Genomic DNA, 21,347 nt, shown 5'->3' with positions numbered 1-21,347 from the left:
GTATGATTGATGGACATCACGAAAATACTCAATACAAATCGCGTTATTTTGGACATGAAGGCTACAAGCAAAACGGAGGCTATTGAGGAACTGACGGATATTCTGCAAAAAGATGGAGCAATTAGCTGTCGCGAAACGTTTATTCAGGATGTCTGGCAACGTGAGTCAGAAGGCTCGACCGGCTTCGAAAACCATATTGCGATCCCGCACGGGAAATCCTCGGCGGTGGTCAATACCACGCTGGCGATTGGGCGTACCCGCCAGGATATTCCCTGGGAAACCCTGGACGGCAGCAACGTGCGCTGCATTATTCTGTTTGCCGTACGTCTTGAAGATCAAAACACCACCCATATTCGTCTGCTTTCGCAGGTTGCTGGCGCGTTGGCAGATGACGACATTATTGAACAACTATTAGTTGAAAGTAGTCCACAAAAAATTATTGAGCTTTTTAGCCAATATGCTGAATCCAATGTCTGCTAAATAAAATGTGGAGCATGTTATGAATATTGTTTGTGTTGCCGCCTGTACGGCGGGTATTGCGCACACCTATATTGCCCGTGAGAAGTTAATTAAAGGTGCCAAAGCGCTTGGTCATAATATAAGAGTTGAAACCCAGGGCACCATTGGCACAGAAAACGAACTGCTGACAGAAGATATTTCTGCGGCTGATGTCGTGATTCTTGCTGTCGATGTAAAAATAAAAGGGGAGGAGAGATTTTCAAACAAACGCATTGTGCGAGTAAAAACTGAAATCGTCATAAAATCGCCCATTCAGTTTCTTGAAAAGGTTGAAAAATCATTAGTTAATAATAACCAGTAGCGTTCCTCATTCTGGAGGGGTTTCACATGAGTGAAAATAAAATTCCGCTATCTCAGGAAATAAAAAAACATTTATTAACGGGAATTTCGTGGATGATCCCGTTAATTGTCGCCGCCGGGATCTGTATTGCTCTCGGGCAAATACTTGGCGGCACTAACGTCGGTGAAAAAACAGGAACTATTCCCTGGATGCTCAACCAGATTGGCGGCTGGGGGATGGGGTTAATCGTACCGCTGATTAGTGCGGCGATTGCGTACTCCATTGCTGACCGTCCGGGATTCGCGCCGGGTCTGATTGTCGGCTTCGTCTGCGGAGAAATTCATACCGGTTTTATCGGTGGGATGCTGGGCGGATTTCTGGTCGGTTATACCGTCCTGCTGCTCAAGCGCTATATCCGTTTGCCGCAGTCGATGCAGGGGTTGATGCCCATCATGGTGCTGCCGGTACTGAGTACCGTTATCGGCGGCCTGTTGATGATGACGCTGATTGGCAAGCCGATTGCCTGGCTGCAGGACGCGTTGATTCATCTGCTGGAGTCCATGCAGGGCGGATCCCGCTTTCTGATGGGCGCTATCCTCGGTGCGATGGCGACATTCGACTTCGGTGGGCCGGTGAATAAAACCATGTCGCTGTTTGCTGACGGCATGCTGGTCAGCGGCGTGTACGGTCCGGAAGCGGTGAAGTTTGTTGGTTCGATGATCCCTCCATTTGGCATTACGCTCTCTTTCCTGCTGACGCGTCACAAGTACACCCGTGCGGAACGTGAGGCGCTGAAGGCTGCATTCCCGATGGGGATCTGCATGATTACCGAAGGGGTTATTCCGATTGCGGCGCGCGACCTGCTGCGCGTGGTGGGCTCCTGCGTGGTGGCCTCGGCGATTGCGGGTGGCCTGATTATGGTGTGGGGTGTCGAAAGCCCGGTACCGCACGGCGGCATGTTTGTGGTTCCGCTCTTTACGCATCCGCTGCTGTTTTGCCTGGCGCTGGGGATCGGTACGGTGATTTGTGGCGTCATGCTGTCGCTGTGGAAGAAACCGGTAACCGAGCGTGATGAAGAGTTTGACGAACTCAGCGATCAAAAGCTGAAAGACGAAGAAATCACCTTCACCCTGGAATAACCGGAGGCCATATGTTTGCCGATATGAAAAGCATGGTGACCAAAGCCTGGCGCGAACAGTACGCGCTGCTGGCCATCAACTGTATGAACCTGGAAAGCGCCCGCGCAGCGGTGCGAGTGGCGGAGAAACACCGTGCGCCCATCATCCTGAATTTGTATCAGGGGCATCTGGAGCATTTTCCGGCCCCGATAGCGGCAGCGGTGGTCAAAACGCTGGCAGAGGAAGCCTCGGTACCGGTCGCGCTGGCGCTGGATCATGGAAAGGATCCTGTACGCATTCGCCAGGCTTTTCGCGCCGGATTCAGCGGCTTAATGATCGACGCCTCCGCCTTTGCGCTGGAGGAGAACATTCGCCAGACCCGGGCGGTGGTTGAGCTTGCAGCCAGCGTTTCTCTGTGCGTGGAAGGCGAGCTGGGTCATCTGGCCGATGCTCCGTGCTATGACCACGCCGCTAACGCTGATTTGATGACCCAGGCCGCCGACGTGGAACCCTTTATCCAACAGACCGGGATCGATTTGCTGGCGGTGTCGGTGGGTACGGCACACGGCATGTACGCGCCGGGCATCACACCTGCTATTGATTTCCAGCGGCTGGAGGAAATAGCCCGGTTATCAACGGTGCCGCTGGCGCTGCATGGCGGCAGCGGGACGCCGTTTGACCAGCTACAGCGCTGCCCGACGTTTGGTGTCGCCAAGATAAACGTTGGTGCGGCGGTTTTCGAAGCCGGAAAGGCTGCGCTACTGCATACCCTATGTCGCGACACATCCGGTGAACTCGTTGATGCCCTGGCCCTGATGGAACAGGCCTGCGAGGAAGCCATTATTCCGTACCTGCAGGCCAGCGGCGCTATCGGCAAAGCCTGATTCATTTTCTGTAACGCCTTCTATGCCTCTGCGATGACGCACTGGCAGGGCTTTCTACACCCTGAAACTGGAGAATTAACATGTTAGTTTCGATGAAAGAATTACTGCAACCTACCCGTCAGCACGGTTTTGCCATCGGCGCATTCAACGTGGCGGACAGCTGCTTTGTACGCGCAGTAGTGGAAGAAGCGGAGGCGACCAATACCCCGGCGATTATCTCCATTCACCCCAGCGAACATGATTTTGTCGGCGATGCGTTTTTTAGCTACGTCCGTGATATCACCATGCGTAGCCCGGTTCCCTTTACTCTGCATCTGGACCACGGCGCTTCGGTTGAGCATGTCCTGCGGGCGATTCAGTGTGGGTTTACCTCGGTGATGATTGATGGCTCGCTGCTGCCATATGAAGAGAACGTGGCGCTGACCCGCGAAGTGGTCAAATTGGCGCATGCGGTAGGTGTTTCGGTGGAAGGGGAGTTGGGAACGATTGGCCAGACCGGGACGTCAGTGGAAGGCGGCGTGTCGAAGGTTACTTATACCGATCCTGCTCAGGCAGAGGATTTTATCGCCCGAACGGGTGCAGACACGCTGGCGGTGGCGATTGGAACCGCGCACGGGATCTACCCGAAAGGGATGCAGCCAGAGCTGCAAATGAACATCCTGCGCGATATCGCTGGACGTGTGGATATTCCGCTGGTGCTGCACGGTGGTTCCGCGAACCCGGATGCGGAAATTGCCGAATCCGTGACGCTGGGCGTTGGCAAAATCAACATTTCCAGCGATATGAAATACGCCTACTTCCAGAAAGTCCGCGAAATCCTGGCGAAAGAAACCTGGTGGGACCCGAACGTAATCTACCCGGAAGCCATTAGCGCCGCGCGGGACGTGATCCGCCACAAAATGAAACTGTTCGGTTCAACCGGCAAAGCATCACTTTACTAACGGCATGCAGGCGGGGCGACCCGCCTCTTTCGCAACAAGGAAAAGTGGAATGAAGCGTTCACACATTAATTATGCCGTCGATAAAGCGCATGCCATCGCTGAGACTTTTCGGGTCTGTCTGCCTGATTTTGCGTATTTTACGGTCGATGCCTGGCGGCAACAGGATCAAACTCTGTGGCGTGAAGTGCGCGATCTCCAGTTGGGCTGGGATATTACCGACTTCGGACACGGAGATTTTGCGCAAACAGGTCTGACGTTACTAACGTTGCGCAATGGTCTGATGGGGTCAGCGGATTACCCCAAACCGTATGCCGAAAAGATGCTGCAAATTCAGCAGGATCAGCAAACGCCATGGCATTTTCATCGCCATAAAATGGAAGATATCGTTAATCGCGGCGGCGGTGATTTATGTATGCAGCTGGCGTGGGCCACGCCTGATGATGAGTATGATGCCCGACGCGTTGTTGAGGTTAGCGTGGATGGTCAGCGGCGTACAATTAACGCTGGCGAGACGCTGGTATTGAAACCGGGACAAGGAGTGTGTCTGCCGCCGCGCTTGTATCATCGCTTTTGGGCGGAGAAGGCGTTTGTGCTGGGCTGGGAAATCTCGATGGTCAATGACGACCAGCATGACAACCACTTTCTGGAACCTGGCGGTCGCTTCCCGGTGATTGAAGAAGACGAGCCGGTGAAATGGCTGCTGTGCAGTGAATATATTCGCTTATGAGCGTGAGTAGGCCCGGTAAGCGAAGCGCCACCGGGCAATAAATCATTGTGCAGGTGGTGGTGCAGTGACTTCACTCCCCGAAACCACGCCCGCCTGCATGGTTTGCGTTACCTGCTGTTTCTCCACGTTCACCGCATGCAACTGACCGTTGACCGTTGGCTTGAGAGGCGCATCGGCCTGAATATTGCCGCTGGCGGTAAGCTGGATGTTGCCATCGCCGGAAAGCGGCAGTGCGGGCCAGCCCCACTGCTGCAGGATCGTCATTGGCACGCCGCGCCCGTTCAGGCTGACCTGCGTCTGGCGCTGAGGTAGCTGCGAAATGCTGGCAGTGGCCTCCAGCAGTCCTTTTTCCGTATAGGCGCTCAGTTCGCTGATATTGATGGTTCTGCTGTTTGCCGTTAGCGCCAGAGAAGGACGACGCACATCCGTACGGTTAAAGGTGGCTGCGGCAGCGTTGAGGGTGGCGCTCCCGCTCCAGATCCCCCACTGATTGTTCTGTACCAGCCCGAGGTTAGCGCCGTAGCCGTCCAGCGCGGTGAGCTGCCACGGGAAATTGGGGTCGATATCTATCACCAGATTGCGGCTGGCGCTGAATTTCTTCAGCGTCAGGCTGTTTAGCCACGCTGGCAGGGGTTTCATCCACAGCTGCTTCCAGTTTTCCGGCAGCGTGTATTCCAGACCAGCAATAGCGGCATCGTCAAGGACCAGCGCTTTGTTGCTGCGCATCCAGTTTCCGGATGTTCTGACCATACCGCCTTCCCAGCGGGTGGTGAACTGGCGCAGCGCAATGCCCTGCGGTGAGAACTCGGCGTTCAGAATCGGATCGAAGAAGTGCAGAGAGCCGTAAATAAACTCGCTGGCATTCATCGACAGTTTGCCTTCCTGAGTTTGCCAGTCGTCCTTACTGAAGGTCATGTTGCGCAAGCTCAGATCGAGATCCGTCACCGCCCAGTCGGGGCCTTGCAGACGGGCATCCGTCACTTCCAGACGACCAATTTGCAGGGAAGGAATAGTGCTTAACGGGGCAAAAAAGTCGGCCAGCGATTTGTCGCTTTGCAGCCGGATATCGTTCAGGCGCAGATTCTCCACAACCCAGCTCCCGTCGGCATTGCGTTGCGCTACGCCGGTTAATGCCCCACGCGCCACGTCAGCGCCAATATTGCTTAGCGTCACCCGGTCATGGTCGATGCTGCCTTCAATCAAGACGTTGGTAGTTGGAACATCGTTGAGCGTCAACGAACTGGCGCTGAGCTGAATTTGCGCTTTGCTCCCGAGAATTTTACCTGCCTCAGGGCTCCAGGGAATGACGCCGCCGTTAACGCGCTGGGCGCTGAGATTCCACTCGCTGCCGGGGCTGTTAAGCGCCATATCCTGCAATTGCAGGCGATCGGCCTGGAACGGTAGCGGCGCGGTTTGCTGGGAAAGATTCAGTGTGCCGTTTTGCAACAAAATGGTGTCTACGTGCAGCGGGTCGGTGATTTGGCGGCTACTCAGCCCAATATCGACCGTTTTAGCGACCAGCGTTGCGGGCTGACCATCCCGGCCAAAGGTGACGTTTTCCAGCAGAATATGGGAAGGGGAGGAAAACCGGTGATCGATGGCATCAAACGCCAGATGGTAGCTGCTGTTCTCCGAAACCCAGGCGCTGACGTGCTCTGCCCCCCAGCGGGTTTGCAGTAGAAAATAAAGGCCGAGAATCGCCACTGCAAGGGCGATCAGCACGTAAAGAAGCAGCTTTCCAATAAATTTCATGGTCTTCCATCCCGCGAAGTGCACATAGTCAAGTTATGCACGATTTAGGCGCAATGCTCAAGGCGGGAATGGTGAAAGAGCGTTACAGCGGCGTTGATTCAGAACCAACGCCGCATTTTGCTTATTGCTTTTCTGGCGGGAATACCAGATTCAGAACGATTGCGGTAATACCGCCAGCGGCGATACCGGAAGAGAGCAGGTTTTTCACCCAATCCGGGGCGAACTGGAGAATCAGCGGCTGCTGGGAAACACCCAGACCAACGGCCAGCGACAGCGCGATAATCAGAATCGCGCGGCGGTTCAACGGCTCGCGGGACACGATACGCACACCGGATGCTGCGATAGTACCGAACATCACCAGCGTTGCGCCGCCCAGTACCGGCTCAGGAATATGCTGTACAAAACCGCTGACTGCCGGGAACAGGCCCAGCGCGATCAACATCAGCGCCACCACAAAACCAACGTAGCGGCTGGCAACGCCTGTTAACTGAATAACCCCATTGTTCTGGCCAAAACAGGAGTTCGGGAAGGTGTTGAACACGGCGGAAACAAACGAGTTCAGACCGTTCGCCAGCACGCCGCCTTTCAGGCGCTTCATATACAGCGGACCAGAAACCGGCTGCTCGGAGACATCAGAGGTGGCCGTAATATCGCCGATGGTTTCCAGTGACGTGATCATAAAGACCAGCATCAGCGGCAGTAGTAAACTCCAGTCGATGCCCAAGCCATAATACAGCGGCGTTGGCACCATCAGCAGGTCCTGACTTACCGGTGCGGTATTTTGCGGCAGCATGTCCATAAACCAGGCCAGCAGATAGCCTGCCGCCATCGCAATCACCAATGACGCAACGCGCAGGTACGGGTTGCGTTGACGGTTAAGCAGGATGATTAGCGCCAGCACCACGCCTGCCAACAGTAAATTCTTCGGCGCACCAAAGGTGTTGTCGCTCATTGCGGCATAGCCACCGCCAATCGATGTCAGACCCACCTGAATCAACGACAGGCCGATAATCATCACTACCACCCCTGAGACCAGCGGAGTAATAATACGACGCGCCAGGTGCAGGACACGCGAGATAACCATCTCGGTGCAGCTTGCCAGCATCAGCGTACCGAACAGCGCCGCCATCATGGTTGGGACATCTGCGCCACCGGTTTTTAGCGCCGTACCGCCCATAATCAGTGGCGCAACAAAGTTAAAGCTGGTGCCCTGAATGGATAGCAGCCCTGAGCCGACCGGCCCCCAGGCTTTGATCTGAATGATAGAAGCCACGCCGGAGGCGAACAGCGACATACTGATAATGTGTTGAGTATCCTGAGCCGGTAAACCAAGCGCCTGGCAAATTAACAGGGCAGGGGTGATCACCGCGACGAACATGGCCAGCAGATGCTGGCAGGCGGCAAACAGGGTCTGGGCTAACGGGGGGCGATCTTCAAGACGGTAAATCAGTTCACTGTTGTGAGTCTGCGCAACCGGTTGCGCATTTGTTGACTCTACGGCGTTAACGGACATCAGAGGCAATCCCATGGTGGAAAAGCGGTGATTTTATCTGACCAGGGCAGAAAAGCAAACGTTTGCTAGCAGGTATTCTTAATATTTAAAACGGATAAACAAACATTTTTATATAACTTTTCATCATTTTCTGCTTAAAATCCACTCCGAAAACTCAATAAGAGCTAAAAATCGGTCTGGAATGCATCGTGCGTGATTGTGCTAAACGCACTAATGGAGCTGTAAATGTTTTATCTCGATACGTTATCAACGCTGGTTGCGGCAACCCTTGTGTTGCTGCTGGGACGTAAGCTCGTTCAGTCTGTCTCCTTCTTGAAAAAATACACCATTCCCGAACCCGTTGCAGGCGGATTGCTGGTGGCGATTGCGCTGCTGGTGCTGAAAAAAAGCATGGGTTGGGAAGTGAACTTCGATATGACCCTGCGCGATCCGCTGATGCTGGCCTTTTTCGCCACTATCGGTCTGAACGCCAATATCGCCAGTCTGCGTGCTGGTGGCCGCGTGGTGGGTATCTTTCTGATAGTGGTTGTTGGCTTGTTGCTGATGCAAAACGCCATCGGTATTGGTATGGCGACCCTGCTGGGTCTGGACCCGCTGATGGGTCTGATCGCTGGCTCGATCACCCTCTCTGGTGGACACGGAACCGGGGCCGCGTGGAGCAAGCTGTTTATTGAACGTTATGGCTTCACCAATGCGACTGAAGTGGCGATGGCTTGCGCAACGTTTGGTCTGGTGTTGGGTGGGCTGATTGGCGGCCCGGTGGCACGCTATCTGGTCAAACACTCCACCACGCCAGACGGTATGCCGGACGATCAGGCCGTGCCGACCGCATTTGAAAAGCCGGACGTTGGGCGCATGATCACCTCGCTGGTGCTGATTGAAACCATTGCTCTGATCGCTATCTGTCTGACGGTGGGTAAAATCGTTGCGCAAATGCTGGTTGGAACAGTGCTGGAATTGCCGACCTTCGTCTGCGTCCTGTTTGTTGGGGTGATCCTCAGTAACGGTCTGGCGCTACTGGGCTTTTATCGGGTGTTCGAACGTGCGGTTTCTGTACTGGGTAACGTTAGTCTGTCGCTGTTTCTGGCGATGGCGCTGATGAGCCTGAAGTTGTGGGAACTGGCTTCACTGGCCTTGCCGATGCTGGCAATCCTGGTTGTGCAGACTATTTTCATGGCGCTGTACGCGATATTCGTCACCTGGCGCATGATGGGTAAGAACTACGATGCCGCCGTGCTGGCTGCCGGACACTGCGGTTTTGGCCTCGGCGCGACGCCGACGGCGATTGCCAACATGCAGGCGATTACCGAACGTTTTGGACCATCCCATATGGCGTTTCTGGTGGTGCCGATGGTGGGGGCGTTCTTTATCGATATCGTCAACGCGTTGGTGATTAAGCTGTATCTGCTGTTACCGATTTTCGCGCAATAACGGCTGTGCGGTGGGGTAACGTCCGCCGCCGCTATGAATTAACTACGCGTTGGAGTAGCGTTCGGTTTCCGGCATCCAGCGCTCTATCAGTGCCACGGCCTGTTGCGGATAACGTTCGTGAATATGGCGGGCAATGCGCTGAACTTCCGGGATAATCGCCTGATCGCGCAGTAAATCTGCGACCTTGAATTCTGCCGTTCCGGTCTGGCGAGTACCTAACAGCTCGCCGGGGCCGCGAATCTCTAAATCTTTTTGCGCAATTACGAACCCGTCGTTGCTGTCTCGCAGAACCTGCAGGCGTTTCTGCGCGGTTTTAGACAGCGGTGATTTGTAGAGCAGAACGCAGTGGGAAGCCACCGCGCCACGGCCTACGCGACCACGCAACTGGTGCAACTGGGCCAGACCTAAGCGTTCCGGGTTTTCAATAATCATCAGGCTGGCGTTTGGCACGTCCACGCCCACTTCAATCACCGTGGTGGCAACCAGCAGATGCAGTTCACCCTGCTTAAAGGCCGCCATTACTGACTGCTTCTCGGCGGGCTTCATGCGCCCATGTACCAGGCCAATATTGAGTTCTGGCAGCGCCAGTTTAAGCTCTTCCCACGTCGCTTCTGCCGCCTGAGCTTCCAACAAGTCAGACTCTTCAATCAGCGTACAGACCCAGTATGCTTGACGTCCTTCGTGGGTACAGGCGTTGCGCACGCGATCAATGATATCGCTGCGGCGGGTATCCGGAATGGCGACTGTAGTGACCGGCGTACGCCCCGGAGGGAGTTCGTCAATGACCGACGTGTCGAGGTCAGCATAGGCCGTCATCGCCAGGGTACGTGGAATCGGCGTGGCGGTCATGATTAGCTGGTGTGGATGGAAACCCTGCTGCTGACCTTTTTCCCACAGCGCCAGGCGCTGATGAACGCCGAAGCGGTGCTGTTCGTCGATGATAACCAGCGCCAGCCCGCTGAACTGCACCTGTTCCTGGAAAATCGCGTGCGTGCCGACAATCATCTGCACCTGACCGCTGGCGATAGCTTCCTGTTGCGCCAGACGCGCTTTACCTTTCTGCTTGCCCGCCAGCCAGCCCACTTCAACGCCCAGTGGCGCGAACCAGTTGCGGAAGTTATTTGCATGTTGTTCAGCCAATAGTTCGGTAGGAGCCATTAGCGCAACCTGCTTACCATGTGCGATAGCCCGCAGCGCGGCCAGCGCGGCAACCAGCGTTTTACCGGAGCCGACATCACCCTGTACCAGGCGCATCATCGGCACATCCAGTGCCATATCGCGTTCAATCTCAGCGGTAACACGGGCCTGTGCGCCAGTAGGTTTGAACGGCAATGCTGCCAGCAGCTTATCTTTTAGCGCGTTGTTAGCACTTAACGGCTGGGCGTGAAAACGCTGTGCCCCGGCGCGTAGTGCCAGCATGCTGAGATTATGCGCCAGCAGTTCTTCGAGAATCAGACGTCGCTGCGCCGGATGTTGTCCGGTTTCCAGATCGCTGAGTTGCAGCGACGGTGGGGGGCGGTGCAATGTGCGCAGTGCTTCGGGTAGGCTCATCATGCCCTGTAACAGCTCTGGCGGCAGCAGTTCGGCAATGGCGCAGGTATCGAGCAGATCCAGTGCCTGATCGGTCAGCTTGCGCAGCGTGGCCTGCTTCACACCTTCGGTGGTTGGATACACTGGTGTGAGTGTTTCCTGCAATTCTGGCGTGCTGAGATCGCCTTGTACGCGGTATTCCGGGTGAATCATCTCTGCGCCGTATTTCCCGCGTTTGGCTTCGCCGTAGGCCAGTACCCTACGCCCGGTAGCGAGGCTGTTTTTCATCGCTGCGCTGAAGTTGAAAAAGCGCATGGTGAGAATCCCCGAGCCATCGCTGATTTGACAGGTCATCATCCGGCGGCCGCCGAAGGTAATATTGCAGTTCAGCACTTCGCCTTCAACGGTGGCATAGACACCCGGCAGCAGTTCGCCAATTGGGTACAGATGGGTACGGTCTTCGTAACGCAGAGGGAGGTGGAGCAGGAGGTCCTGCACGGTGTGCAGGCCAATTTTCGCCAGTTTACTGCTTTGCGCTGCGCCAACGCCGGTCAGAGAGTTGAGTGGGATGGCATCCAGTAAACGGCCTTTCATCGCGTTTATCTCGCAGATTGCATAGTGGCCCACCACGTTGCATCGGCTTCAATTTCGCCCTGCGTGTTTACGTGAGGGTAGGGAAGACCTTTGCGCTTAGCGACATTCGCCAGCACCGGATAACCGCCTTCAAACAGTAAGCGCTGCTGCTCTTCTTGTGGCAGCATGCTGTTTTCTCGTCGGTACATCCCCGCGTTTTGCCGCTGGCGCTGTGCTTCGTACAGAATCAGCGCGGAGGCGACAGAAACGTTCAGTGACTGCACCATGCCAGTCATGGGAATGATGATGTCCTGATCAGCCAGATCCAACGCTTCCTGAGTGATGCCGGTTTTCTCCTGGCCCATCAGGATGCAGGTGGGGCGCGTGTAATCAATCTCGCGAAAATCCACGGCTTTATCTGACAGATGGGTTGCCAGGACCTGCATGCCCCGGCTTTTTAAATGTGTGACCGCATCGCCAATGGTAAGGTGAGTTTTCACCTGCACCCAACTGTTGCTGCCTGCGGCAGAAGAGGCCATGGTGCGCATACGGCTACCCGGCCAGACGGCGTGGACTTCATGCACGCCGACCGCATCTGCAGTACGAATAATCGCAGAAACGTTATGAGGTTTGTGAACCTGCTCCATGCAGACGGTCAGATCGGGCTGACGACGTGCGAGCATCTCGCGGATACGTGCATAGCGCTGTTCATTCATAAGACTAGTTTCGGTTACGGGTGACTTTTATCACGTCCGGCATGACGCGGATTTTGCGCATGATATTCGCCAGGTGCACGCGATCACGAGCGGTCAGGCGAATAAAGGCGCTATAAACGCGGCCATCTTTCTCTTCCGTATTCAAACTTTGAATATTGGAGGTGGTCGTGTTGATTGCCGCCGTCAGGTTCGCCAGAGCACCCTGGTGGTTAAACATATCCACCTTAATCTCGGTGATGAATTCCTGCTCTGTCTCTTTATCCCATTCCACCGCCATAAACTTCTCTGGCTCTTTCTGGTAGCCACGAATATTACGGCAGGACTCATGGTGGATCACCAGACCTTTACCCGGACTGACGTGGGCAATGATTGGATCGCCTGGAATTGGACGACAGCATTTCGCGAAGGTGATCAGCACGCCGTCAGCGCCTTTGATCGGCAGATGACCATGGCCAGATTGTGCTGGTACGTTCGCTGTTGCTTCGCCCTGCTGGAGGTTTTTCGCTACCACCACGCTCATGGCGTTACCCAGACCGATTTCTGCGAGCAGATCGTCAAGCGTGGCGAGCTTCATACGCTCAAGCTCACGCTGGATGCTCTCTGGCGGGATCTCAGCCAGTTTACGGCTACCGCCCAGGGCATGGTTGAGCAGTCGACGACCCAGACTGACGGAATCATCGCGCTTGAGGTTTTTCAACAGTTGGCGAATCTTGGCGCGCGCTTTCGAACTGACGACGAAGTTTAGCCACGCTGCGTTCGGACGTGCGCCCGGCGCGGTGATAATCTCAACGGTCTGGCCGCTAAAGAGCGGTTGTGAAAGCGGGTAAGGCTGTCTGTCGACGCGCGCGCCGACGCAGGCGTGACCGATATCGGTATGCACGGCGTAGGCGAAGTCGACAGGCGTTGCACCGGCGGGCAGTTCGACAATTCGCCCTTCCGGTGTGAAAACATAAATCTCATCCGGGAAGAGATCAGATTTGACGCTTTCAATAAATTCAAACGAGCTACCGGCGCTCTGCTGCAGTTCCAGCAAGCTTTGCATCCAGCGCTGAGCGCGGATTTGCGCAGTGGTGCTGCTTTCGCCGCCGTGCTCTTTGTAAGCCCAGTGCGCTGCGACACCCATCTCTGCCATCTGGTCCATGTCTTCAGTACGAATCTGTACTTCAACCGGGACGCCATGAGGGCCGATCATTGAGGTGTGCAAAGACTGATATCCGTTCGCTTTCGGAATGGCGATATAGTCTTTCACGCGACCAGGGCGTGGTTTGTACAGGCTGTGCATCTGGCCGAGTACGCGATAGCAGGTATCGGAATCATGAACGATGACGCGAAATGCGTAGATATCCATGATGGAGTGAAAACGCTGCTCTTTGAGCACCATTTTGCAGTAAATAGAGTACAGGTGCTTCTCACGCCCGCTTACGCGACACGGAATACCTGCCTCCTGCAAACGCCCTTCGATTTCCGAGAGGATTTTTTGGATCATCTCTTTGCGGTTGCCGCGAGCGGCTTTAACCACTTCTTTAATCACGCGATAGCGGTTTGGGTACAGCGCTTCAAAACCCAGCTCTTCCAGCTCGGTTTTAATGTGATGAATACCTAAACGGTGTGCCAGCGGACTATAGATTTCGAGGGTTTCACGGGCGATGCGGCGACGTTTGTCCGGGCGTAATGAGCCCAGCGTGCGCATGTTGTGGGTGCGGTCGGCAAGTTTGATGAGAATGACGCGGATATCCTGCACCATCGCCATAATCATCTTGCGAAAGTTTTCAGCTTGCGCCTCTTTCTTATCGCGAAACTTAAGCTTATCAAGTTTCGATACCCCTTCTACCAGCTCTGCAACGCTTTTACCAAAAAGCTGTTCCATGTCCTGATAGGTGGCTGGGGTATCTTCAATCACGTCATGCAGCAGCGCAGCCATCAGCGTTTCGTAGTCGAGTTTCATCTCGGCCAGAATGCAGGCTACCGCTACCGGGTGCGTGATATAAGGTTCACCGCTTGAACGTGTCTGGCCCTCGTGAGCGTCACGTGCAACGAGATACGCCTGCCGAAGACGCTTAATCTGGTCTTCCGGCAGGTAGTTTTGAATCAGTTGATTCAGGCTTTCAAACAGATACAAGGGTGACCCGCTTTGTGATTAACGACGACCTTCAGCAATAGCGGTAACGGCTTGTAATTCAGCGGCTTCCTGCTCTTGCTGTTCCTGGCGCTCACGCACGTCGAGGATCTGGTTGTTGATCAGACCTTCTTCGATTTCGCGCAGCGCGATAACGGTAGTTTTATCGTTTTCTTCCGGTACGAGCGGATCCTTTCCGCCTACCTGCATCTGACGAGCGCGACGCGCGGCGACCAGTACCAGGTCAAAACGGTTACCAATTTTCTCTACAGCGTCCTGAACAGTTACGCGTGCCATACTTAAAATGCTCCACAGGTGAAGAAATGACTGGGCATGATACTGAATGTGGGTTCAGTCTGCCAACAGTTTGCTGATTAAAGCGTCATGACGCTGCTTTTGGCGGCTCATGCGCAGACGTTCGGCGCGAATGATGGTTTTCAAATCGCCCAGGGCGGTGTCGAAATCATCATTCACAATAAGATAATCATATTCGGCGTAATGGCTCATTTCTGCAACAGCTTGCGCCATACGTTTCGCGATCACGTCTTCGCTATCCTGACCGCGGCCACGCAGGCGGCGGTCCAGCTCAATCTTAGACGGTGGCAAAATAAAAATACTGCGCGCATGCGGCATTTTTTCACGAATTTGCTGCGCACCTTGCCAGTCGATATCTAAAAAGACGTCTACGCCGGATGCTAATACTTGCTCAATGGTTTCACGCGAGGTGCCGTAGTAATTACCGAAAACCTCCGCGTGTTCCAGGAACGCGTCTCTGCCAATCATGGTTCTGAATTCATCATGGTTCACAAAGAAATAGTGTTCACCGTGCACTTCCCCCGGGCGCGGTGCGCGCGTGGTGTGCGAAACAGAAACCTGGGTGTCATACAACGGTTGGGTCTTTAATAAAGCCTGAATCAGGCTGGATTTACCCGCGCCACTGGGGGCAGAAACAATATAAAGCGTGCCTTGAGCCATGAGTATCTTAATGTATGTGATTGTCGAAAGAGAGCCTACATACGGGCTTATTATACACGTAGCCGCTATGTGACGTAGCCCTTGTCACACTTTTTGCGCATGTTTATTGCGTTTTGCGTACCAGTTTCCTGTTTTATCGGTGATTTGCAGCAATACATGCAAATGTCCGGAAAGCTGTTCGCAGGATGAATTTTTGCCGCTCTGTTTCTATTTCACTTCGCGCTATACCTGCCGGGAAACGTATCGTTCAGCGGAGATAGCATGGGATTATGGAAATGCATAGGGCTGGTTTTACTGGTGTGGCATTTACCTGCGTGGGCGGTATGCCCCGTCTGGTCGCCTGCCAGGGCAAACGAGGAAATTTCACGACTACAGCAGCAGATTACACAGTGGAATGACAGTTACTGGAAACAAGGGGAAAGTGCCGTAGACGACGGCGTTTATGACCAGCTCAATGCGCAACTAATTCAATGGCAGCGCTGTTTTGGCGATGAAGTCCCACCAGATCTGTCTGTGCCCCCAATAAGTGGCACCGTCTCGCATCCAGTTCCCCACACGGGCGTTCGAAAACTTGCTGATAAGCAAGCGCTACAGCAATGGATGCTCGCTCGCAGCGATCTCTGGGTTCAACCGAAGGTGGATGGCGTGGCGGTGACGTTAGTCTATCGCAATGGCAATCTGGTACGGGCGATTAGCCGTGGTAATGGCCTGAAAGGCGAAGACTGGACGCAAAAGGTTCTGCAGATCCCTTCCGTACCACATTCCACCAAGGGGAAACTCGCTAACAGTACGTTGCAGGGTGAGATATTTTTGCAGCAAGAGGGGCATATTCAGAAGCAGAGAGGGGGAATGAACGCCCGCTCGAAGGTTGCTGGATTAATGATGCGCCAGGGCAATCCGGAAATGTTACGCTCGCTGGCAATTTTTATCTGGGCCTGGCCTGATGGTCCGGCGGTCATGCCTGAAAGACTGGAGCAGCTCACGGCTGCCGGGTTCAGTTACACGCAACGTTATACTCAGGCCGTGAAGAATGCGGATGAAGTCGAAAAGTTGCGCGCCAGGTGGTGGAGTTCAGCATTACCTTTTGTGACAGATGGTGTCGTGGTACGAACGGCAAAAGAGCCACGGGCAAAGTATTGGCTACCCGGGCAGGGTGACTGGCTGGCGGCGTGGAAATATCCTCCCGTGACGAGGGTATCTGAGGTTACTGGTATTCAGTTCTCCGTTGGTAAAAGCGGGAAAATTGCGGTGGTTGCATTGCTGACTCCCGTCATGCTGGATGATAAACGCGTACAGCGCGTCAATATTGGCTCCGTCCGACGCTGGAATGAATGGGATATCGCGCCTGGCGATCAGATTCTGGTGAGCCTGGCCGGACAAGGGATACCCCGTATAGACGAGGTGGTCTGGCGCAGCACTCAGCGTACTAAGCCAATGCCCCCCGAGGGGCGCTTCAATTCATTAACCTGTTTTTATGCTACAGCGGAGTGCCAGGAACAGTTTGTTGCCAGACTGGTCTGGCTGGGCGGCAAAGAGGTGCTGGGGCTGGAGGGGATCGGCGAGGCGGGATGGCGAGAGCTCAACCAGGCGTATCGCTTTGAACATATCTTTTCCTGGCTTGGGTTAACTCAGGAACAGTTAGAGTCCGCACTTGGTGTAATCAAAGGGGAGAAGCTGTGGCATCAGTTCAACCTGTCGCGCGATCTCCCGTTCACGCGCTGGGTGATTGCCATGGGAATACCGTTAACACAGGCAACGCTAAATGCCAGCCGGGATGGTTCATGGCAGCAATTAAAAGAACGCGATGAACAAAGCTGGCGGCAGCTTCCTTTCATGGGGGAACGGCGGGCACGGCAGGTTATTCAATGGCTGGAGGATCGAGAGGTCACAGCGCTGAGCAACTGGTTAGCTGCTCAGCGGATCGCGGGCTTTATGCGTTAATGGCCTTCGTGGCGATAGTAAAATACTGGCAGACCTAACTTCAGGCGCAGTGCCAGTAATCGGGCGGTAAAACCGAAGAGCAGGGTAGAGATAACCACTACATCATGACTGGAGACATAATGCTGTAGCACGATGTACAACACAGCAGCGGCGAATGATACGCCAGCATACAGCTCTTTCTGGAACACTAACGGGATGCGTTTGCAGAACATGTCGCGTAATACGCCACCGAAGACGCCGGTCGTGACCGCAGCGACCACGGCGATAATCGGTCCATGACCCATATCCAGTGCCACCTGAGCACCGATAATAGAAAAGACCACCAAGCCCAGCGCATCCAGTACGAGGAATATTTTGCGCAGATAGGGCATGACGGGAGCAATAATGGTGGTGAGTACCGCAGCGGTCGCCACGATAATGACGTATTCAGGGTGCTTTACCCAGCCAAGAGGATAGTGGCCGAGAAGAATATCGCGTACCGATCCGCCGCCAATGGCCGTCGCGGTGGCAATGATGATGACGCCAAATGTATCCATACGACGACGCCCAGCAGCAAGCGCACCGGTCATGGCTTCGGCAGTAATACCAATTAAATATAAAACGTGTAACAGCATGCATTCCCCCTGATTTGCTGGGGGCTAAGGTTAACGATTTGTGCGCCTTGTCACGATTGAGATTTTCTAAGGTGAAGTGATTTTAATAACTACAGCTAATGATGGTTTGGCGAAAATGCCATATGATATGCGATATCACGATATTAATGACGCTGATAAATGATGAGAAAATATAATGCGTAGTGGGAGGTTATAAACATGCTCATCGGAAAAAACGCGTAGCGCCGCCGTTTACTGGCGAGCCACGTATGATATTTCATCAAACTATCCCCCGACCATAGGACAAGTTGACACTCCAGAAGCCATTAGGGACGTCATCCTGAGTAAACTCTGATATGCAGCGGCTTCTATTCTGAAAAATGGTTCCCCCAGCTATCGCCTCTATGCGTGTAGGCGCATTTACAGCAAAATTTTCAGCATTAAGTGAGTCGGAGTGATAGACATGAGCGTAAGATAGTAACCCATTCCCGCTATTGCAGCCCGTCAGCAAAGAGGAAGCCCTCAGACGTTGGGATTATTATGGTCCAATCGGCTCTTTTAAAAACACCTCATTCCAACCGATTTTATTTCCCGATCCGATGAAATCAGCTTTAGCTCTTCCTGTAAAAGGTGTTTTACCCTCATTAATGAGAACAGTGATACCTTACAGCGACTTCAGTTCTGGTAACGTTAAAATAGTTTCCAGAGATGGAACGGTCGTTAACTGGTAAAAAAGGGAAACATATGAAACAGGCAGTCATAATAGTGCTGATGGTAATAGCTATATGCAGCTCTTATTTCTGGCCTAATATTAAAATGAGACTTGCAGGTAACGCACAATATTCAGAGTTTGATAAAGCCAAATATGATTATTACACTCCCCAAGTTTTAAAAAAAATGCCGAGAATATCCCAAGTGTATGACTTTAATTATACGAACATTTCTGGCCCTAAGGCTGATGTATGGAGTGTGACGTTCTATAATACCAAGGATACGTGGAAAATTAGTGAATATCTCTCAATGGCGGGCTATGAAAAACAGGAAAAATGCGATATAGAGGCAGAATGCTGGCGCCTCAGGGGATCTGATGAAGTACTGACAGTTGTGAATATGAACAGCAGCAACGCTGTTCGGGTTGATATTCTGAAGAGTCTTTATAACGACAAATATATGCCAGATAAATAATTACTCCAATTTTATATCAATCAGCACTTATTGGCGGTAGGGATAGCCCGCATTTAGCAGGCTATCCTGTGCTTTACGATAGCATAGGTATGGTACGCAAAATTACTCGATATTCTGAATCTGCTCGCGCATTTGCTCGATCAGTACCTTCAGTTCAATCGCGGAATTCGTCACTTCGGCATTGATAGACTTCGATGCCAGAGTGTTCGACTCACGGTTGAATTCCTGCATCATGAAGTCCAGACGACGGCCAACCGCCTCTTTTTTCTTCAGAATGTTGTAGGTTTCTTTGACGTGGGCTTCCAGGCGATCTAATTCTTCCGCCACATCGATACGTTGCGCCATCAGCACCAGCTCTTGCTCAAGGCGGTTATTTTCCAGTTGCACCTGGGCGTCTTCCAGTTTGGCTACCAGACGCTCGCGCTGCCATAGCAGGATTTCTGGCATATGTGCACGCACTTTTGTGACTTCAGCACTGACGCCTTCCAGACGCTGCTCGATCAGCGCTTTCAGCGCCTGACCTTCGGTTTCACGCGCAACGATGAAGTCATCCAGCGTACCGTCAAGCGCGGCGAGGATTTCGGCGGCAATGGCGTCCAGATCTTGCTCCTGGGCAGCCATTACGCCAGGCCAGCGCAGGATATCAACTGGGTTGATTTCACCTTCATCGCTCTGCATTTTGACCCAGTTAGCAGCGCTAACGAGCTGTTTAGCGAGTTTTTCATTCAGAATCAGCTCGCCTTGCGCGCTGGCATCAGGCTCAAAACGCAGCGTACATTCGACTTTACCGCGCGTCAGACGCGTGCGAATACGTTCGCGAACAACGGGTTCGAGACTACGGAACTGCTCCGGCAGGCGAAAATAAGTTTCCAGATAACGCTGGTTTACCGAGCGCATTTCCCAGGTGGCGCTACCCCATTCACCCTTGATTTCACGCCGGGCGTAGGCGGTCATGCTGCGGATCATAGACGTTCCTGTTTTTAAAGATGAGATGGGAGGATTATAGCCATCCACGTCTTGTCAGGATAGGAATAACAGTCGGAAGTCCGTATAATGCGCAGCCACATTCGTTTCAAGCCGGAGATTTTATCATGCGTCCAGCAGGTCGTAGTGCCAATCAGGTGCGTCCCGTCACCCTGACCCGTAATTATACAAAACACGCTGAAGGCTCCGTGCTGGTCGAATTTGGTGATACCAAAGTGCTGTGTACCGCCTCTATTGATGAAGGCGTACCGCGTTTTCTGAAAGGTCAGGGCCAGGGCTGGATCACCGCAGAATATGGCATGCTGCCACGCGCTACGCACACCCGTAACGCCCGTGAAGCGGCAAAAGGTAAGCAGGGCGGTCGTACCATGGAAATCCAGCGTCTGATCGCCCGCGCGCTGCGCGCAGCTGTTGATCTGAAAACGCTCGGCGAATTCACAATTACGCTGGATTGCGATGTTATTCAGGCCGATGGCGGTACGCGCACCGCATCAATTACCGGCGCATGCGTTGCGTTGGCTGATGCGCTGAACAAGCTGGTGGCGAGCGGTAAGCTGAAAACTAACCCGATGAAAGGGATGGTCGCCGCGGTTTCCGTGGGCATTGTGAACGGTGAAGCACTCTGTGACCTTGAGTATGTTGAAGACTCTGCTGCTGAAACCGACATGAACGTAGTGATGACTGAGGACGGTCGCATTATAGAGGTTCAGGGTACGGCGGAAGGCGAACCGTTCAGCCATGAAGAACTTCTCACCCTACTGGCATTGGCCCGAGGGGGAATCGAATCCATTGTAGCGACGCAGAAGGCGGCGTTAGAAAATTGATTTTAAAGGCGACTGATGAGTCGCCTTTTTTTTGTCTGTAATAAAGTGAGATGAGGAGCGAATCCATGAAACCGTATCAGCGCCAGTTTATTGAGTTTGCGCTTAGCAAGCAGGTACTAAAGTTTGGCGAATTTACGCTGAAATCCGGGCGCAAAAGCCCCTATTTCTTCAACGCCGGGCTGTTTAATACCGGGCGCGACCTGGCACTGTTAGGCCGTTTTTATGCCGAAGCGCTGGTGGATTCCGGTATTGAGTTCGATTTGCTGTTTGGCCCTGCCTACAAAGGTATTCCGATTGCGACCACAACGGCCGTTGCGCTGGCGGAACACCACGATAAAGATTTGCCGTACTGCTTTAACCGTAAAGAAGCGAAGACCCACGGTGAAGGCGGAAATCTGGTCGGTAGCGCACTAGAGGGACGCGTAATGCTGGTGGATGATGTTATCACCGCAGGTACGGCGATTCGTGAGTCGATGGAGATTATCCAGGCGAATGGCGCCACTCTGGCGGGGGTACTGATTTCTCTCGATCGTCAGGAACGCGGTCGCGGCGAGATTTCCGCGATTCAGGAAGTGGAACGCGATTATGGCTGCAAGGTGATTTCTATCATTACCCTGAAAGATCTGATTGCGTATCTGGAAGAGAAACCAGAGATGGCGGAGCATCTGGTGGCAGTACGGGCCTATCGCGAAGCGTACGGAGTTTAAGAACTGCCGGATGGCGCTGCGCTTATCCGGCCTACGTA

Annotated in this window: 20 protein-coding genes and 1 pseudogene; 12 read left to right on the top strand and 9 right to left on the bottom strand. The window is 53.6% G+C overall.

Features of this window, described 5'->3' with window-relative positions:
- Positions 1-9: 9 nt before the first annotated feature.
- From OGY10_RS22935 to OGY10_RS22910, 6 genes are all read left to right on the top strand, one after another.
- The gene (locus tag OGY10_RS22935) at positions 10-480 is read left to right on the top strand and encodes a PTS sugar transporter subunit IIA (RefSeq protein ID WP_008786490.1); all 471 of its coding nucleotides are present in this window, start codon (positions 10-12) and stop codon (positions 478-480) included.
- A 19-nt stretch (positions 481-499) separates the two neighbouring features.
- A complete protein-coding gene (locus tag OGY10_RS22930) occupies positions 500-820 on the top strand; it encodes a PTS fructose transporter subunit IIB (RefSeq protein WP_003844521.1) in 321 nt (106 codons plus the stop codon).
- A gap of 26 nt (positions 821-846) precedes the next feature.
- Positions 847-1,938 carry a PTS fructose transporter subunit IIC gene (locus OGY10_RS22925; protein ID WP_003827232.1) on the top strand — a complete coding sequence of 364 codons (1,092 nt, stop codon included), beginning with the start codon at positions 847-849 and terminating at the stop codon, positions 1,936-1,938.
- 11 nt (positions 1,939-1,949) lie between these two features.
- Positions 1,950-2,801 (top strand): class II fructose-bisphosphate aldolase, encoded by an 852-nt coding sequence (locus OGY10_RS22920; RefSeq protein WP_032945395.1) that lies wholly within the window; start codon positions 1,950-1,952, stop codon positions 2,799-2,801.
- Positions 2,802-2,881: 80 nt separating this feature from the next.
- The gene (locus tag OGY10_RS22915; RefSeq protein WP_003827236.1) at positions 2,882-3,742 is read left to right on the top strand and encodes a ketose-bisphosphate aldolase; all 861 of its coding nucleotides are present in this window, start codon (positions 2,882-2,884) and stop codon (positions 3,740-3,742) included.
- A gap of 49 nt (positions 3,743-3,791) precedes the next feature.
- The gene (locus OGY10_RS22910) at positions 3,792-4,469 is read left to right on the top strand and encodes a D-lyxose/D-mannose family sugar isomerase (protein ID WP_060682971.1); all 678 of its coding nucleotides are present in this window, start codon (positions 3,792-3,794) and stop codon (positions 4,467-4,469) included.
- 42 nt (positions 4,470-4,511) lie between these two features.
- Here the strand turns inward: OGY10_RS22910 and OGY10_RS22905 are convergent, their stop codons facing one another.
- Together OGY10_RS22905 and xanP are read right to left on the bottom strand one after the other, a co-directional pair.
- Complete coding sequence (locus OGY10_RS22905) at positions 4,512-6,221, bottom strand: AsmA family protein (RefSeq protein ID WP_286577449.1); 1,710 nt, start codon at positions 6,219-6,221, stop codon at positions 4,512-4,514.
- A 121-nt stretch (positions 6,222-6,342) separates the two neighbouring features.
- Positions 6,343-7,734: a xanthine/proton symporter XanP gene (xanP, locus tag OGY10_RS22900; RefSeq protein WP_003024026.1), complete on the bottom strand. Its 1,392-nt coding sequence runs from the start codon at positions 7,732-7,734 to the stop codon at positions 6,343-6,345.
- A 225-nt stretch (positions 7,735-7,959) separates the two neighbouring features.
- Here xanP and gltS point away from each other — a divergent pair, with 225 nt between their 5' ends.
- Positions 7,960-9,165 carry a sodium/glutamate symporter gene (gene gltS, locus OGY10_RS22895; RefSeq protein WP_003024029.1) on the top strand — a complete coding sequence of 402 codons (1,206 nt, stop codon included), beginning with the start codon at positions 7,960-7,962 and terminating at the stop codon, positions 9,163-9,165.
- 42 nt (positions 9,166-9,207) lie between these two features.
- On the opposite strand, the gene recG is transcribed toward gltS, so the two are convergent.
- Genes recG through gmk form a run of 5 tightly spaced genes read right to left on the bottom strand, consistent with a single transcriptional unit; the run spans position 9,208 to position 15,075 of the window.
- Positions 9,208-11,289, bottom strand: a complete 2,082-nt coding sequence (gene recG, locus OGY10_RS22890; protein WP_191226650.1) for an ATP-dependent DNA helicase RecG — start codon at positions 11,287-11,289, stop codon at positions 9,208-9,210.
- Positions 11,290-11,294: 5 nt separating this feature from the next.
- On the bottom strand, positions 11,295-11,984 hold the full coding sequence (gene trmH, locus OGY10_RS22885) for a tRNA (guanosine(18)-2'-O)-methyltransferase TrmH (RefSeq protein WP_032945382.1): 690 nt from the start codon (positions 11,982-11,984) through the stop codon (positions 11,295-11,297).
- A gap of 4 nt (positions 11,985-11,988) precedes the next feature.
- On the bottom strand, positions 11,989-14,103 hold the full coding sequence (gene spoT, locus OGY10_RS22880) for a bifunctional GTP diphosphokinase/guanosine-3',5'-bis pyrophosphate 3'-pyrophosphohydrolase (protein ID WP_003024038.1): 2,115 nt from the start codon (positions 14,101-14,103) through the stop codon (positions 11,989-11,991).
- A gap of 18 nt (positions 14,104-14,121) precedes the next feature.
- Positions 14,122-14,397, bottom strand: coding sequence for a DNA-directed RNA polymerase subunit omega (rpoZ, locus tag OGY10_RS22875; protein ID WP_000135058.1), 276 nt, complete (start codon positions 14,395-14,397; stop codon positions 14,122-14,124).
- A 54-nt stretch (positions 14,398-14,451) separates the two neighbouring features.
- Positions 14,452-15,075 carry a guanylate kinase gene (gene gmk / locus OGY10_RS22870; RefSeq protein ID WP_003024042.1) on the bottom strand — a complete coding sequence of 208 codons (624 nt, stop codon included), beginning with the start codon at positions 15,073-15,075 and terminating at the stop codon, positions 14,452-14,454.
- A 261-nt stretch (positions 15,076-15,336) separates the two neighbouring features.
- On the opposite strand from gmk, the gene ligB reads away from it, so the two are divergent.
- Entirely contained in the window at positions 15,337-17,016 is a 1,680-nt protein-coding gene (gene ligB / locus OGY10_RS22865) for an NAD-dependent DNA ligase LigB (protein WP_191226651.1), read from the top strand.
- On the opposite strand, the gene OGY10_RS22860 is transcribed toward ligB, so the two are convergent.
- On the bottom strand, positions 17,013-17,630 hold the full coding sequence (locus tag OGY10_RS22860; protein WP_003024049.1) for a trimeric intracellular cation channel family protein: 618 nt from the start codon (positions 17,628-17,630) through the stop codon (positions 17,013-17,015). The two genes, ligB and OGY10_RS22860, sit on opposite strands and share 4 nt — an antisense overlap.
- 458 nt (positions 17,631-18,088) lie before the next feature.
- Here OGY10_RS22860 and OGY10_RS22855 point away from each other — a divergent pair.
- Positions 18,089-18,340: pseudogene (locus OGY10_RS22855) on the top strand (hypothetical protein); the annotation flags it as partial.
- A gap of 13 nt (positions 18,341-18,353) precedes the next feature.
- The gene (locus OGY10_RS22850) at positions 18,354-18,794 is read left to right on the top strand and encodes a hypothetical protein (RefSeq protein ID WP_149607897.1); all 441 of its coding nucleotides are present in this window, start codon (positions 18,354-18,356) and stop codon (positions 18,792-18,794) included.
- A gap of 102 nt (positions 18,795-18,896) precedes the next feature.
- On the opposite strand, the gene OGY10_RS22845 is transcribed toward OGY10_RS22850, so the two are convergent.
- Positions 18,897-19,760 carry a YicC/YloC family endoribonuclease gene (locus tag OGY10_RS22845; RefSeq protein WP_191226652.1) on the bottom strand — a complete coding sequence of 288 codons (864 nt, stop codon included), beginning with the start codon at positions 19,758-19,760 and terminating at the stop codon, positions 18,897-18,899.
- A 125-nt stretch (positions 19,761-19,885) separates the two neighbouring features.
- On the opposite strand from OGY10_RS22845, the gene rph reads away from it, so the two are divergent.
- Both rph and pyrE read left to right on the top strand, forming a co-directional pair.
- Positions 19,886-20,602: a ribonuclease PH gene (gene rph, locus OGY10_RS22840; protein WP_003024054.1), complete on the top strand. Its 717-nt coding sequence runs from the start codon at positions 19,886-19,888 to the stop codon at positions 20,600-20,602.
- Between the two features lie 65 nt (positions 20,603-20,667).
- Complete coding sequence (pyrE, locus tag OGY10_RS22835) at positions 20,668-21,309, top strand: orotate phosphoribosyltransferase (protein WP_003837602.1); 642 nt, start codon at positions 20,668-20,670, stop codon at positions 21,307-21,309.
- Positions 21,310-21,347 lie beyond the last annotated feature (38 nt).

It is taken from the genome of Citrobacter sp. Cpo148 (genome assembly GCF_030332375.1).
GTDB lineage: Bacteria > Pseudomonadota > Gammaproteobacteria > Enterobacterales > Enterobacteriaceae > Citrobacter > Citrobacter portucalensis.
The sequence above is the reverse complement of the archived record's forward strand: the minus strand, read 5'-3'. Positions and strand labels throughout refer to the sequence as shown.

Coding starts and splice junctions, on each gene's coding strand:
- OGY10_RS22935 (WP_008786490.1), top strand. CDS start 10: ATGGACATCACGAAAATACTCAATACAAATCGCGTTATTTTGGACATG.
- OGY10_RS22930 (WP_003844521.1), top strand. CDS start 500: ATGAATATTGTTTGTGTTGCCGCCTGTACGGCGGGTATTGCGCACACC.
- OGY10_RS22925 (WP_003827232.1), top strand. CDS start 847: ATGAGTGAAAATAAAATTCCGCTATCTCAGGAAATAAAAAAACATTTA.
- OGY10_RS22920 (WP_032945395.1), top strand. CDS start 1,950: ATGTTTGCCGATATGAAAAGCATGGTGACCAAAGCCTGGCGCGAACAG.
- OGY10_RS22915 (WP_003827236.1), top strand. CDS start 2,882: ATGTTAGTTTCGATGAAAGAATTACTGCAACCTACCCGTCAGCACGGT.
- OGY10_RS22910 (WP_060682971.1), top strand. CDS start 3,792: ATGAAGCGTTCACACATTAATTATGCCGTCGATAAAGCGCATGCCATC.
- OGY10_RS22905 (WP_286577449.1), bottom strand. CDS start 6,221: ATGAAATTTATTGGAAAGCTGCTTCTTTACGTGCTGATCGCCCTTGCA.
- xanP (WP_003024026.1), bottom strand. CDS start 7,734: ATGTCCGTTAACGCCGTAGAGTCAACAAATGCGCAACCGGTTGCGCAG.
- gltS (WP_003024029.1), top strand. CDS start 7,960: ATGTTTTATCTCGATACGTTATCAACGCTGGTTGCGGCAACCCTTGTG.
- recG (WP_191226650.1), bottom strand. CDS start 11,289: ATGAAAGGCCGTTTACTGGATGCCATCCCACTCAACTCTCTGACCGGC.
- trmH (WP_032945382.1), bottom strand. CDS start 11,984: ATGAATGAACAGCGCTATGCACGTATCCGCGAGATGCTCGCACGTCGT.
- rpoZ (WP_000135058.1), bottom strand. CDS start 14,397: ATGGCACGCGTAACTGTTCAGGACGCTGTAGAGAAAATTGGTAACCGT.
- gmk (WP_003024042.1), bottom strand. CDS start 15,075: ATGGCTCAAGGCACGCTTTATATTGTTTCTGCCCCCAGTGGCGCGGGT.
- ligB (WP_191226651.1), top strand. CDS start 15,337: ATGGGATTATGGAAATGCATAGGGCTGGTTTTACTGGTGTGGCATTTA.
- OGY10_RS22860 (WP_003024049.1), bottom strand. CDS start 17,630: ATGCTGTTACACGTTTTATATTTAATTGGTATTACTGCCGAAGCCATG.
- OGY10_RS22850 (WP_149607897.1), top strand. CDS start 18,354: ATGAAACAGGCAGTCATAATAGTGCTGATGGTAATAGCTATATGCAGC.
- OGY10_RS22845 (WP_191226652.1), bottom strand. CDS start 19,760: ATGATCCGCAGCATGACCGCCTACGCCCGGCGTGAAATCAAGGGTGAA.
- rph (WP_003024054.1), top strand. CDS start 19,886: ATGCGTCCAGCAGGTCGTAGTGCCAATCAGGTGCGTCCCGTCACCCTG.
- pyrE (WP_003837602.1), top strand. CDS start 20,668: ATGAAACCGTATCAGCGCCAGTTTATTGAGTTTGCGCTTAGCAAGCAG.